General features: G+C 65.5%; 15 protein-coding genes. 4 read left to right on the top strand and 11 right to left on the bottom strand.

Features of this window, described 5'->3' with window-relative positions:
• Nucleotides 1–73: 73 nt before the first annotated feature.
• Both OG344_RS15785 and OG344_RS15780 read right to left on the bottom strand, forming a co-directional pair.
• The gene (locus OG344_RS15785) at nt 74–691 is read right to left on the bottom strand and encodes a hypothetical protein (RefSeq protein WP_327044030.1); all 618 of its coding nucleotides are present in this window, start codon (nt 689–691) and stop codon (nt 74–76) included.
• A 971-nt stretch (nt 692–1,662) separates the two neighbouring features.
• A complete protein-coding gene (locus tag OG344_RS15780) occupies nt 1,663–2,745 on the bottom strand; it encodes a DNA cytosine methyltransferase (RefSeq protein WP_405088860.1) in 1,083 nt (360 codons plus the stop codon).
• A 271-nt stretch (nt 2,746–3,016) separates the two neighbouring features.
• On the opposite strand from OG344_RS15780, the gene OG344_RS15775 reads away from it, so the two are divergent.
• Nucleotides 3,017–3,403: a very short patch repair endonuclease gene (locus OG344_RS15775; RefSeq protein ID WP_405089102.1), complete on the top strand. Its 387-nt coding sequence runs from the start codon at nt 3,017–3,019 to the stop codon at nt 3,401–3,403.
• 114 nt (nt 3,404–3,517) lie between these two features.
• On the opposite strand, the gene OG344_RS15770 is transcribed toward OG344_RS15775, so the two are convergent.
• The gene (locus tag OG344_RS15770) at nt 3,518–4,201 is read right to left on the bottom strand and encodes a hypothetical protein (RefSeq protein ID WP_405088859.1); all 684 of its coding nucleotides are present in this window, start codon (nt 4,199–4,201) and stop codon (nt 3,518–3,520) included.
• A gap of 190 nt (nt 4,202–4,391) precedes the next feature.
• On the opposite strand from OG344_RS15770, the gene OG344_RS15765 reads away from it, so the two are divergent.
• Nucleotides 4,392–4,613 (top strand): hypothetical protein, encoded by a 222-nt coding sequence (locus OG344_RS15765; RefSeq protein WP_327044025.1) that lies wholly within the window; start codon nt 4,392–4,394, stop codon nt 4,611–4,613.
• Between the two features lie 125 nt (nt 4,614–4,738).
• A complete protein-coding gene (locus OG344_RS15760; RefSeq protein WP_327044024.1) occupies nt 4,739–4,957 on the top strand; it encodes a hypothetical protein in 219 nt (72 codons plus the stop codon).
• A gap of 57 nt (nt 4,958–5,014) precedes the next feature.
• Here OG344_RS15760 and OG344_RS15755 read toward each other — a convergent pair whose 3' ends face one another.
• From OG344_RS15755 to OG344_RS15720, 8 genes are all read right to left on the bottom strand, one after another.
• Nucleotides 5,015–5,659, bottom strand: a complete 645-nt coding sequence (locus OG344_RS15755; RefSeq protein ID WP_405088858.1) for a 2'-5' RNA ligase family protein — start codon at nt 5,657–5,659, stop codon at nt 5,015–5,017.
• Nucleotides 5,656–6,915 (bottom strand): hypothetical protein, encoded by a 1,260-nt coding sequence (locus OG344_RS15750; RefSeq protein WP_405088857.1) that lies wholly within the window; start codon nt 6,913–6,915, stop codon nt 5,656–5,658. The genes OG344_RS15755 and OG344_RS15750 overlap by 4 nt, the downstream gene beginning before the upstream one ends.
• Before the next feature lie 131 nt (nt 6,916–7,046).
• Complete coding sequence (locus tag OG344_RS15745) at nt 7,047–7,355, bottom strand: 4a-hydroxytetrahydrobiopterin dehydratase (protein ID WP_405088856.1); 309 nt, start codon at nt 7,353–7,355, stop codon at nt 7,047–7,049.
• Nucleotides 7,356–7,397: 42 nt separating this feature from the next.
• Entirely contained in the window at nt 7,398–7,895 is a 498-nt protein-coding gene (locus OG344_RS15740; protein WP_405088855.1) for a hypothetical protein, read from the bottom strand.
• Between the two features lie 952 nt (nt 7,896–8,847).
• The gene (locus tag OG344_RS15735; RefSeq protein ID WP_405088854.1) at nt 8,848–9,360 is read right to left on the bottom strand and encodes a hypothetical protein; all 513 of its coding nucleotides are present in this window, start codon (nt 9,358–9,360) and stop codon (nt 8,848–8,850) included.
• Between the two features lie 192 nt (nt 9,361–9,552).
• Nucleotides 9,553–10,050, bottom strand: coding sequence for a DinB family protein (locus tag OG344_RS15730; RefSeq protein WP_405088853.1), 498 nt, complete (start codon nt 10,048–10,050; stop codon nt 9,553–9,555).
• A complete protein-coding gene (locus OG344_RS15725) occupies nt 10,047–10,694 on the bottom strand; it encodes a winged helix-turn-helix transcriptional regulator (protein ID WP_405088852.1) in 648 nt (215 codons plus the stop codon). The genes OG344_RS15730 and OG344_RS15725 overlap by 4 nt, the downstream gene beginning before the upstream one ends.
• A gap of 150 nt (nt 10,695–10,844) precedes the next feature.
• Complete coding sequence (locus OG344_RS15720) at nt 10,845–11,753, bottom strand: acyltransferase family protein (RefSeq protein ID WP_405088851.1); 909 nt, start codon at nt 11,751–11,753, stop codon at nt 10,845–10,847.
• A 108-nt stretch (nt 11,754–11,861) separates the two neighbouring features.
• Here OG344_RS15720 and tnpC point away from each other — a divergent pair, with 108 nt between their 5' ends.
• Entirely contained in the window at nt 11,862–13,361 is a 1,500-nt protein-coding gene (gene tnpC / locus OG344_RS15715; protein ID WP_405088850.1) for an IS66 family transposase, read from the top strand.
• Nucleotides 13,362–13,369: the final 8 nt, after the last annotated feature.

Raw genomic sequence — 13,369 nt, 5'->3', positions numbered from 1 at the left:
CCTTGCGAATGCACACTCGTTGGCCTAGGACCCTACGCCAACCGCGAGGGCAGACAAAAGCGCAGGACTCGACCTAAGCCTCAAGATTCACGAGCCGATAGTGACCAGGCGGGACATCCGGGTCGTCATCATGCGACTGAATGTGCCATCCCCCCTGGTCAATGAGCTCCCGGACCTCCTGCCGCCACGTGGGTGTCTTGGCCACACGTTCGAGCTGTTGCGGGCTTGCCGGCCAGGGGCTGATGTGAAGGAGATACTCAATCAGTCGCTCTGCAGGGCTTCCGCCGCCGATCGACTCGATGGTTTCCTCGCTTGCAGCGACAGCTTCGTCCAGTTGGGACACGTTGAGGCGATAGGGGGCGCCGGCGCCTGCTCCCAGGGTTTCGATGTCCCAGCCAACCTCGCGGAGTTCCCTGATGCGTCGCGCCCACGCACGGATTGCAGCGACCCCCTCCAGCTGCTGAGGTGAGAGAGCCTCTCCAGGGTGATTACGGAAGTAGAGGAGGAGTGCCGTTCGGGCGCCACCGAGAAGGTCTTGACGCACATCGGCCAATGCCTCCCTGGACTCGGCGAGATGAGTCCCGACTCGGGCTGCTGTCTCCAACCACTCCTGCGGCTTCAACTCCTCCTGAGCAGCCTGCACGATGGCGAGAGCGTCTTTGAGCGATTTTTCGAGCCGTGCGAGTTCCACACGCTGTCGCCCATGAGTGTTTCCGCCTGACACTGCCATGATTCACTCAACCTCTAGGTCCTAGACGGCTAGCGGATTCCCCAGCCTGGGGGAATTACTGAGGTCGCGGCACGCTTACGCAGAGCCAGGTGGCTTTTGTCCAGGAAACATGGCTCGTTGTCGTGGTGTCACGCAATCCAGTTAGGCGGTCCAGCCTTCAGGCTTCCAGCTCATCCGGGCAGAACATTTTGGTGCTCCCAGGAGCACCTGCCCTGCAGACTAGATGGCCATCGCAAGGGATGTCAAGACATGGCAATTTGGACACCACTCACGATGGGTCAAATTGGGCAAAGATGCATAAAATGGGCATGTGACCCCAAAAACCGCTTAGGGGGTTGCTATATGTCACAAGGTGTATCTAGGGCGTATTTCGTGATTGCCTCTTGTGTCAACTTTCGAGATAGGCCATTCTGAACGCATCCACGGTTTCGCAGGAGATGACTGTGGATGATACAGAACCACAAAAGCCATTGCACAGGGTACTTGCGTGCGCCGCCGGACGAGCGTGAGCCGAAAGTGGCGTACTGCAAGAACCTCTACTTCAATGGTCCAAATAGCATCTGTCTCCGATCCAGAGAAGGGTGTTGGTGTAGAGCCATGATGATTCCATGCCGGGGAGCTTGAAGCGTCGATTCGGCGCAGCACGTAAGGCTGTTCAGCCCACTGTTGGAGTTGCGGGGTACTCCCTGACGTCCCTCTTATCAGGCGCGCCGCTTCCATCTGTATGGGCACTTCTTGTTGTCGGCCTGGCATGCGCAATCCCCGAGACCGTCGAGAAGATTGTGTACTTGTTGCTGGGAGCTATGGTCATCAGGAGGTTCCCGAAGAAAAGCGATGCCAAGGATTTCGCGATGTTTCGCGAGCTCTTTGAGCGATCACGAGGCGACTAGAAGTATTCACAACTCCGACAAGACTCCCTGATGTCACCCGAACTATGGGCATTCAGAAGCAAAAGCCATGTCGTATATGAATTGGGCAAGCTTCTGGCCAAGTAGAGGTGGCACGGCGTTGCCGATCTGACGGGCAACCTCGCTCTTCGAGCCCACGAACACGAAGTCGTCGGGGAAAGACTGGATCCTCGCGGCTTCGCGGTGAGTGATGGGTCGATCGTGAACGGGGTGAAGGTAGCGCCCTTTTTCCGGCTTGTAGAACTCGGTCCGGATCGTCACGCTGGGACGATCCCACCAAAGCCGCCCCATGACGTCGGTTGTTCCTGTCGCCTTCTCCGCCCAGCAACGGGGCTCCAGGTCTGGTCTATTTCGCCGGAGATCAAACCGGTTTCCACCGGGAGGGATCGCACGATATCGCTCTAGAGACTTCTGTGTCGGAGTCCGACGGATATGAAGGTCCTGCCGGCCGGACTCGTCAACTGTTATTTCGGTTCGCTCAGGATAGTCAGGCAAATCTGCAATGGTGGCGCTTAGAGACACATAAGGTGTGTTACCAGATGAGTTCGGACCATGGGTCGGTTCTGGAGGCCAGGGGACCTCCTCGACGTCGCGTACCGCGACAAAGATTCCCCGCCTCCGGTTCTGCGGGACTCCATAGTCAGCGGCGTTGAGGACTCCGTATCCGAACTTGTAGTCCCTGAGGTCCTTGTCTGTCTCCATGAGTTGGAGCAGACGCGCAAACTGAGCTGACTTTTGAAATTCCGGTACGTTTTCGATCACGAACGCCTTGGGCCGTACTAACCGTACGGCCCTCAGGTACTGCTGCCACAGCTCGTTGAGCACGGCTCGGCTGGCATCGTCCCGATCACGCCCGAGCGGGCTGAACCCCTGGCAGGGAGGACCTCCGATGATCACGTCTGCCTTGGGGTAGTCCTCGTCGGAGACCTTCTCGATAGGTCCGTCGTAGACTGGACATCCGAAGTTCTGCTTGAAGGTTCGTGCTGCGGCGGGATCTATCTCGACCGCGAACACGGTCTGGTAGCCAAGCTTTGCCTGCTTGAACCCTTGGGCAAGGCCCCCTGCGCCTGCGAACAGGTCGATCACTGTGATCGCCTCAGTCGTCAACGCCACCCTCCCCGTGATTTAAACCCCCCGTAACTATAGGGGCGATCGTTGCCGCAACTGGCGGTTGATGCCCGAGGCCCGCGAGCGAGCACGCGAGCCCAGAGGTGCTGGAGGAACAGTCTCCACGGCGGTCCAGGAAAAATCGAGCACCAGTTCGCAACACTCTCGCTTGCCGTCTCGCTGAGATGCCTGAAGCGCCCCGCCGCTCTAACGTTGCCTCGTGGGGATGGAGACCGAGTCGTGGGCGTCGAGCGAGGCCGTTCGCAGGAGCATGCGGTCGAACAAGGGGCGCGACACCAAGCCGGAGCTGGCCCTTCGTCGCGCTGTGCACGCCCTCGGCCTTCGATACCGCGTCGCCATCCGTCCAGTGAAGTCCGTCCGCCGGACCGCCGACATCGTCTTCACGAAGGCCAAAGTTGCCGTCTTCCTGGATGGCTGCTTCTGGCACGGCTGTCCTCTCCACCACACGGTCGCCGTGACAAACGCCGGCTTCTGGGCCCAGAAGGTTCGTCGCACCCGTGAGAGGGACGCGGAGACCGATCAGTTGTTGAAGGAGGCCGGCTGGCGTGTCCTCCGCGTTTGGGAACACGAGGATCCGGCGGACGCCGCCAAGCGCGTGGCGGTCTTGCTCGGAAGGGCGGTCAAGCACCCCTCGTAGATTGAGCGCCTCCCGCAGGTCCCTGCCTTCCTACTCTTCGTGTTCAGCTGCTGATCAGCTCAGATCCTTTCAGCGTTGCGACCTGCGGCAATCGCTCGTAGGGAGCAGTGTCGGTCATGCCGGTGCTGTGTCCAGCCAGACGCCTCGGCCTACTGACCACAGCTCCTTGACGTGGTACGCGAAGCGGTCGTAGAGGCCGTCGTCTTGGTAGCGCTTCAGGTGCAGCATTGGTGAGTCGTGGCCGACCAGCTTGGCCAGGTGCGGGGTGACGAGCATCTCGTCGTCGAACTGGAACACCGACATGGCGATGTGCTCGTCGCCGAAGCGCGCCTCGATACCGGACACCCCCTTGAGGTGCTCCAGCTCGGCGAGGGTGATGCGGATGCGGGTGGACACCGTCAGCGGGACCGCTTCGGCGTCCTCACGGCGGTGAGTCACCTCGCTGTCGGGATCGCCGATCAGAAATCGGATCTGGCAGCCCTGCTCGGCCTTCCGCTTGAGAGCTTTGGCCAAGTTGGGGTGCTCAAGCCAGAGAAAGTAGTTGGTGTATCCGGCGATGGTGATGTTCGACTGCGCTTCAGTGATCAGCGCCCGCCATACGCTTTTGGGACAGGCGGAACGGTAGGGGTAGACCGTAACGATCTCCCTATCGGGTCCGATCTTGACCGTGTTCCGTATCGCCTCGGGCCATAACACCGACTCATCCACCCCCAGAGCATCGGCCGCCGCCCACCGGTGACGCGGATGCGGGACACGCGCTTCGTCAGCCAGCCAGCGGGACACCGTCTTGATGTCCACCTCGCATCGCAATGCGAGGTCCCTTTCGGTAAGTCTCGCATCGGTCATTGCTTGCCGTAGAGAGTCGTTTGACACGCGCGACCTCGAATCGGGAGGACGTTGAGGACGCACCTGAGCGGCAACGCAAAACGTCCCGCACGTCCCAAGAACGGAGTGTAAACGATCCACCACCAAACGTCACGCTGTGGCCATGCGTACGACGACACCTTTGAAGGAACTGCAGGCCGCGTTCCCCGGCTGGACAATCTGGCGAAGCTCCGCAGATCGCCTCTGGGCGACGCGTAATCGGCAGCTCACCGACGTGGAGATGAACCACGGGCTGAGTCACACGATCGACGGGGACGACGCGCACCAACTCGGTGAACAGCTCCGCGACCAAGAGCGGCTCGCTTCGGAGCTACCGCCCCAATGAGTGCGGCACCATCTGCCCTGAGAGCATCCGCCGTCAAGGCGCTCGAAGCCCTCAGCCAGTTTGAAGACGCCTGTCCGGGGCTGCATGTAGCTCCTGAGCAGCCTGGCCACGTCGCGATCCGGTGGATGCGCGAGACCCCGCGCAGTGCCTCCGTCCGGGTCGTCGCCCACACCTGCGACGACTGCTCGTCGCTGGCCTACGAACTGTGCGCCAGCGGCGGGCTGCTGTTCATCCGCCGTACGGACCGGAGCGGCGACCAGCCGAAGATCCGCGAAACCGAACGCCTGCCGCACGCGCGGATGCGCTCGCTGTGGACGGAACTGCTCCTCGGCCGGGTTCGATGAATCCTCAGCGGCACTGATTCCGGCTGGCGGTCTGCTGCTCCTCCAGCCGAGCTGCCCTTATAAGCCGTTCCCGTCGGCCGGAGTGCCAAGAGGGGCTTCTGCGCACGGGTGCCAGTTCCACAGGTACTCGGGACCGTCCTGGAGGACCAGGCTGATGTGGTCGATCGTCACCTTGCAGTCAGGTAGGTGGCGGCCCAGGGCTGCGATGACGGGTTCGGCGGGCTGTGCCGCGCTGCTGTAGGCGACGGTGACGTGAGGTGTCCAGGGGTCGGTGCCCAGGACACCATCACGGCCGGTCGCGGTGCGTGTCGCGGCCCGTACGGCGTCGAGCATCGGCGCCAGGGCCTCTGCGGGGCGTGCTTCTACGGCGATTGCCTCGGGGTGATAAAGCACGCGGCCGAGCGTCACCGTGATGGGCTGCACGTCCGCCAGGAGCTTCCGGGCCTCGGCGACCAGGGTGGTCAGCTGCTCGTCCGTGATCTCGTCCGCCAGGCCGACGACGAGCGTTGTCAGGTGCAGCCATTCGCGCGGCACCAGATCGAGCCCCTCTATCCCGGCCAGCCGTCGATGGGCCTCGCTCGCTATCGCCCGGACTTCAGGGTGGTCGCGGAACAGGACGTGCCAATAGATCCGGCCCTGTCCGGCAGGGAGCATCTCCCGTCTCCCCCAGCGGTCCGCCATGAACTTCGGCAGAGGGCTCAAGAGTCCTCCCCGGAGCCGACCGCCGACAGGGCTGCGGAGGTGAAGTCGCGAATCTGCTCCCGGAGCGACGCCGCGACGCCAGAGCCCAGGAAGCGCCGGTCATCCAGCCGCGCGTCCAACTCCACCAGGTAGTTCGTCACCGTGGACATGCGGAACTCCGGCGGCATGCCCATCACGGGCGCGATCTGCTCGGCGGCGCCGTGAAGGTCGCCCAGCATCGCGTAGGCGTTGGCCGCTCCGAACCTGATCTGTGCCCAGGTGGCGGGTACGCGTGGATCCCCCGAGGCCCAGGCCGACTCCGCCATTCGAGCGGCCTGAAGAGCCTCCTCAGGATTGCCGGCCTGGAGAGCCACCGAGAGCGCGTACAACGCCTGCCGTGGGCGGGGGCACGACCATGGCGATACGCCCGAGTCTTGAGCCTGCTGACCGTGAGCGGCTTCTTCGGCACGTCGAAGGGCTTCTCGTGCCCGCATTCGGTCACCGAGGAGGCCCGCCGCGTTGGCCTCCTGACTCGCGAGCAGCACTCGCAGCGGGCTCGTCGGGCTGCACTCGTACCCTCGCCGGGCGAGGTCCGCCGACGCGGCGAAGCGACGCCGCCATCGTTCGGTCTTCGCCTGGGCGCTGAGCGCGACGGCCGGGCTCGTGCCCGCTTCCTCGGCACACACGACGGCGGCCGTGCCGTGAGTCATGGCGGCGGCGTTTCGGTGCAGGTCCCCAAGGAGGATGCAGGCGTGCGCCAGAAGATCGGCCTCGATGCGGAACAGTTCGCGCGTCTGACGAAGCCTCTGCCTGCCGCCAGACAGCAGCGCGCGAGTGTGCCGCTCAAGGCGGATGACATCAGACAGCACGCGTTTAGGAGGAACGTGGGCGTGAGTTCCGCCGACGCGTTGTGTCTCCTCGGCGAGCATGCTGATGGTGCCGTCGCCCGCGTTGGTCTGCTCGACCCAGGCGACGAGATCGATCACATCGCTTCCGTACAGCGAGCCATCGACCACGGCGGTCGACTCCCCGAACAGATCGCTCTCGGTGAGCGCGAAGGCTCGGGCGTACAGCACGCGGTAGGGGTCGCCGGGGCGGTTGTGACCGGCCTCGTACGCCTTGATGCGGCGCACCATCGTCTCCCGGGAGGACAACCGCGGCCGGGTGTCCTCGTCGGCCGCCTCCACCAGACGGCGGGCCATCTCACGCTGACTCCACAACCGGTTACGCCGCTCGGCCCGCAGCCGTACGGCCCACGCGGGAAGGTCATCACTCATCGAAGGCACCTCTGCTGCAGATCCGGGGGTGACCCTCAACTCCCTGGTAACCGCCTCGATCGGGGCGCTCACCAGAGCCGCGGTGGGTTCCCCAAAGATGGTCTTCCTCAGTCACGGGCGGCGGATCGGGCTTACACAGGCTCAGCGCCATGGCCAGCGGCGATCGTGTCGATGTGGCGGGCGAGTTCGAAGTCCTTGGCGGTCAGGCGGTTACCGGCGTCGTGTGTGGTGATCACGAAGCGGATGCGTTGCCAGGTGATGTGGATGTCGGGGTGGTGGCCGACCTCCCGGGCCTTGGCGGCGACGTACATCGCCAGGTGAACGCACTCGTGGTACGTGTGCGTGTACGTTCGGACGATGATCTCGCCCTGGCGTTCCCATCCGGGCAGCTCGCCCAGGTGTGCGGCTATCTCCTCTTCGGACAACGGCTCGGGGGGCATCCGGCGTCTCCACGTTCGACAAGTTGGACAAGTTGGACGAGGTCAGGCGAGCTGGACGACGATATCGGCCAGCTCGCGGCCGGGACCCGTACCGGCCCAGGCGGTCGCGTACCGCGAGACGGCCTTGATCTCCTTGCGCAACCGGGCCGACCCGGTCCCACCGACGACAGACGCGGCGGCTGACGCGATCTGCACGACGCGTTCCGGCTCGGGAACGGCGGCCAGAGCGGCGGCCTGACGAGCCCAGAACACGCCGTTGTCGCGGCGCGCCGATTCGGGAGCGGTGCCGAGGATCCGATCCCACAGGGCGACGGCCTCTCGGTAGGCACCCAGCCGCAGGTAGGCGGTCGCTCGCTGGACGTCGATGTATCCGAGAGTGCGACGGCAGGCGTTGCCCCAGGGATATTCGTCGTCGACCCGGTCGACGAGCACCGCAGCCCGGTCCAACAACCGGTCGACGAGATCCCTGTCTCTGGCGGGCAGCATCGAGTGTCCGTGCGCCTGGTGGACCAGCGCGCGAGGATGCGTACCTTCGCGCACAGCTTGGCCTCGTCGGCCAGGGCCGCTTCCGTGTAGTCCACGACCGTGCGCCCGTCCTCGAAGTCGACCGCGAGCATCGCCTTGTTCGTGAGCGCGTAGCTGATGAGCTGCGGGTCCTGCGAACGATGCGCCATGCTGAGGGCGACGGCCCGCCAGGCTCGAGCGCGACCCAGGTCACCGGCGTCCTGGTAGAGCCAGCCGAGCAGTGCCGCGTACGCGACGCCGGCGCTCAGGAGGCCGCGGCGTACGGGCGCGTCGGCGGCTTGTGCGAGTTCCCTGATGAGCTCCGCCTGCGTCGCGACGGTCGGGATGAGGTGGCGGGGGCCGAGCCACATGTCCGCCTTGTAGTGGCCGGGAAGCTGTTCGAGGAAGTACATGACGACCTCCGGGGCTACGGGACCGTGATGGTGTACGTCGGCGTCTGCCGGGTCCATGGAGATGTCGTATCGCGCGGCGACACACTGACGCGGCCCCCCAACGCCGCAGCCTTTGTCGGCGGCACGGGAACCACGGTTCTCGCCGAACAGGTCGGCCTCGGTGAGCGCGAAGGCTCGGGCGTACAGGACGCGGTATGGGTCGCCGGGGCGGTTGTGACCGGCCTCGTACGCCTTGATGCGGCGCACCATCGTCTCCCGGGACGGCAACCGCGGCCGGGTGTCCTCGTCGGCGGCCTCCACCAGACGGCGGGCCATCTCACGCTGACTCCACAACCGGTTACGCCGCTCGGCCCGCAGCCGTACAGCCCACGCGGGAAGGTCATCGCTCATCGAAAGCACCTCTGCTCGGATCCGGGGGTGATCCTGGCCGGCCCTCAGTTTCCCTCATCCGCATCTGTGCCCGGGAGGTTACCCAGCGCTGTCATGGCAGGTGAAGCGTAAAAGTTTTCGGGCCTGCGGACGGCGGCACGCCGTACGAGGGCGCCCATCGCCGGGAGCCGCGCATCGCGAGCCGGTCAGCCCACATCGTCGAGGTCGCCCTCGTGGTCGCCGTTGTAACAGGAGGTGCAATTGGCCTTGGCCCTGGCCATCGCGTCCCGCGGCCAAAGCTCGTCCAGGACGTGGTATCCGGCCTCGCGGAGAACCGATGCCGTTTCGTACGGGCTGTGAAGTTTCCGGCTGGACGTGATCAGAAGCTCGGGGGCGTCATTCGGCACGTGATGGACGTAGCCGCCGAAGCGCTCACAGAAAGCGTGGTAATAGGGGGTGTAAAGGATGAACGTGTCCCATGCCCAGTCGACCAGAGGGGACGGCGACAGCATGAGGTCCCTCTTCTGCCCGGCTACCGCGACGAAGATTAACGCCTGGTCGAGCGCGTCTCCCGCCGTGCTCCTGGGGACGGCGTAGTCCTGGGAGATGCGGTCGGCGATCCGGTTGAAGAGGCGTAGAGCGGCATCGTCGTCGCCGGGAAAGTGGGGATCTTCGAGAAGAGCTATACCACTCTTCATTCCGGTGAGCGGAGCCGCCATGGAGGAACTCCTTACCTGGGTTGACCTGGCCTTGATGCTAGCTTCTCATTCGCCGCGCCACCAGGGGAGCCAAAAGTAAGCAGTGCTACATAGCGCCATATCAGGGAAAGTGAATTGGTATGGATGATTTTCCGATTCCACACCTGTGCTTCCATACTGAGGGTTCGACCGGCAGATCGTGACGCGGACCGATCAGTCCAGGACGAGGAACTGTTTGCCGTCGATCAGTTCACGGACCGCGTCGAGGTGGCCGGCGTGGGTCGCCGTCTCGACGAGGACGTGGAGGATCGCCTCACGCAGGTCGCTCGGCGGCTGGTCGTCGCGGTAGTCCGGCCACCAGCGCGGCGCCTGGTCCGGAGCGCTGGAGGCGATCACCTCGTCGGCGCGCGCCGTCTCCTCGCGGTAGAGGGCGAACACCTCCGAGGCGGGCCGGTCGCCCGGCACCTGCCACGCGTCCGCCGGGGTGGCGAGCGAGGCCACCGCGTCGGGGTCACCGCCGAAGACGGCACGGAACCAGAAGCGCTCGACGTCGATGGCGAGATGGCGGACGAGCCCGGCCGGGGTCCAGGCGGACGGCAGAACCGGCCGCCGGAGATCGGCCTCGTCCAGGCCGTCCACCATGTCGAGGACGTGCCGCCGCTTCCAGTTCAGGTAACCGAGGAGGGATGAAATGTCACTCGACGCGCTCACGTTTGATCTCCCGGATGAAGGGCGTCCAGCAGCCGCTGGAGGGCCGCGCGGTCGCCGGTGATCTCCGCCCCGGCCTGGCCGGGTGGCGGCGTCCCATCGATGATCAGGGCCTTGAGGACGGCGGAATCGGTCCGCAGGGCCGCGTCCCACCGGTCCGGCTCGCCCCGGCGGATCGCGAGTTCGCCGCCGGACACGCGGATGGTGAAGACCTCTTCACCGACGCCGACCAGGAACGTGGCGTCGAGGTCGCCCAGCCGGGCGGGGTCGAGATGGCTCTTCACGGCGAGCATCAGCGAATCGGTCCCCAGGGGCGTCGTCGTCTCCTTCCGGGGAGAGCGACGGCCCCATCGGCCCAGGTGGACGAGGATCGGCTCCAGGTCATGGCCCCACTCGGTGAGCTCGTAGACCCACGCGCGCGCTGGCGGGCCCAGCTTGCGGCGCCGGATGACCCCGCCGTCCTCCAGATCGCGCAGCCGCTGCGAGAGCACGGTGGGACTGGCGTTGGGCAGGCCGCTCTGCAGGTCGCTGTAGCGCTTGGGGCCGAAGAGCAGATCCCGCACGATCATCAGCGCCCAGCGCTCGCCGAGCAGGTCGAGAGCGCGCGCGGCGGCGCAGGGGTCGCCGTACGTGCGTGCCGTGGTCACGTCGCTCATTTTACTCTTCCCGGAGCGGACGCTTGCTTTCTTGAAGTCCGGTGCCGGGTGAAGCCTCAGCCGGGCCGGACGCTCTCCGGCGTACAGGGCCGTACGGCGCGCTCCTCGGCGTGCGGCTCGCGCAGGATCCGATGTCCTGCCTCATGGGCTGGCTATGGCCATGTCCACGAGGCGCTTGGCCAGGCGTTGTGCGGGGGCTTCGACGAAACGCCATGTCAGCGCGCTCAGCCCGAGCAGCAGCGTCACCACGAAGGCCAGAGCCGCGATGCGCAGATGCAGGGGTACGGCCAGCGGTTCCGGCCAGAACCACTCGACGCTTTCCAGCAGCAGGGGGTGGAGCAGGTAGATCGAGTAACTGACCAGCCCCAGCCATGCGAGTACGCGTGGCATCTTCTGATCCCGCAGGGCCAGGCCGGCGGCGAAGGTGAGCCAGGCGGCGACCGTGGCCGTCTGTGTGCCGACGTCGTCACGCGCCAGCCAGATCCCGGCGACCGGGACCAGAGCCACCCAGCCTGCTTGCCTCCAGGAGAGTTCCCCCTGCTCCGCTCTGTACAGCGCGGTGCCGGCGAACATCGTGGCCAGGATCAGCAAGCCCCGCCACGGCCCGGGATAGCTCTGGTTGACCGCCAGGAGTGTCAGCACAGTGAGCCCGATGAGAATCGCGCCTGCGTGCCGCACCGCGCCCGAACCCCTGATGGCAGCGGCCAGTCCGGCCGTCATCAGTGTGGTCACCACCAGGGCGACCGTCAGCATCCGACCGGAGTCGCCCGCCGACAGCAGGGCGACCGGGAGGGTGCCGGCGCCCAGCAGGGCCGCCGCGGTGAAGCCGAGTGCGCCGGTGATGCTCCTCCGGTTGACGCCGAGCGTGAACATCGCCGTCAGCAGCAGATAGAACGCCATCTCGTAGGACAGCGTCCAGAGGACGTTGAGCAGGTTGGGCATGCCCAGCAGGTCCTGCAGCATCGTCAGGTGGCCCAGGACGAGGGGGACCGGCCGGGACCTCCACCAGATGTGCGGGTCGTCCCAGCCCGCCAGCGCTAACAGAGCCATGGCCGCCGCAGCGATTCCGAACAGCGGATACAGGCGGAGTAACTGGTTAGGCCCTTCGCAAGGGTGTCCGATTTGATCAGCAGTGCGTGATGCTCGATCATCTGTCGGGTGTCGACCTCCTCCGTGCCGAAGCCGTCGTACGACGAGCTCGCGGCGCTGGTGGTACGGCTGAGCGAGATGCTGGAGCAGGCCAGCGGTGAGTTGGCCAAGGCGAACGCGCGGATCGCTGATCTGGAGGCACGGCTCGGGCTCAACTCTGGCAACTCCTCCAAGCCTCCATCGTCGGATGGACTTGCCAAACCCGCGCCGAAATCGCTGCGTAAGACCGGGCAGCGTAAGCCTGGCCGGGCCAAGGGCCATCCGGGCGAGACGCTGAAGATGGTCGACAACCCCACCCGGCGCGAGCGGCACGAACCGCACGCGTGCCGGGGATGCGGCAACAGCCTGGCCGGCGCGCCCGAGGCGGGTATGGAGCGCCGCCAGGTGTTCGACATCCCGCCCATCACGGTCGAGGTCACCGAGCATCAACTGGTTGCGCGGCAGTGCTCGTGCGGGACCGTTACCCGCGGACAGGCTCCGGAGGGTGTGACGGCGGCGGTGCAGTACGGCACCCGGATCACCGCGATCATCTTGTACCTGTACATCGGGCAGTTCCTGTCCAAGGACCGCACCGCCAAGGCGCTGGAGGAACTGTTCGGCGTTCCGGTCTGCGGAGCGACCGTGCTGAACGTGGGCAGGCGCGCCGCCGCCCGCTTGGACGGGTTCTTGGCCCGCGCGGTCCGGGAGATCGCCGCCGCGCCGGTCGCGCATTTCGACGAGACCGGGTTCCGGGTCCAGGGGCGGCTGCATTGGGTGCACTCGGCTTCCACGGGGAAGTGGAGCCTGATCACCGTGCATCGCAAGCGTGGTGTCGAGGCCATGGACGCCGCCGGGGTCCTGCCCATCTTCACCGGGGTCGCGGTGCACGACGCCTGGGCCCCCTACGACACCTACACCGATGCCACGCATGCTCTGTGTAGTGCTCATCTGTTGCGTGAGTTGCAGCAGGTCGTTGACACCACCCCCGAAGGGGACTGGTGCTGGGCCCAGCAGGCGAGCGACGCTCTGATCGAGATGAAAGCTCTGGTCGAAGCCGCGATCGAGGCCGGTGGGCTGAAGCACCTGGACCAGGCCGCCCTGACCGGGCAGGCCCGGCTGTGGCGCGCCGCCGCCACGATCGCCAAGAACGACACCGCTGCTCGCTCCAGCAAACTGATGAAGAAGCACAACGCGCTGGCCAGGCGGATGCTTGACCGCCGCGACGACTACCTGCGGTTCACCCGAGATGAGCGGGTGCCCTTCGATAACAACGCGGCCGAGCGCGAGATCCGAATGATCAAGCTGAGGCAGAAGGTGTCCGGTTGCCTGCGTACCCTGGCCGGAGCGCAGCAGTTCTGCGCGATCCGCAGCTACCTGGCCACCGCACACAAACACGGCGTTCACTTCTTCCACGCCCTGGTCGAACTCGCCGAGGGGCGCCCCTGGCTGCCCGGAACCGCCCGGCCACTCACACTCCTGGACCGCCTCCGCGACGTCACCCAAGGCGGCGCGCTACTCGCAGTTGCGTGACATCACAC

It is taken from the genome of Microbispora sp. NBC_01389, assembly GCF_045040095.1.
Lineage (GTDB): Bacteria > Actinomycetota > Actinomycetes > Streptosporangiales > Streptosporangiaceae > Microbispora.
Note: the sequence above shows the minus strand (reverse complement) of the source record. Positions and strands in the feature narration are given on the sequence as shown.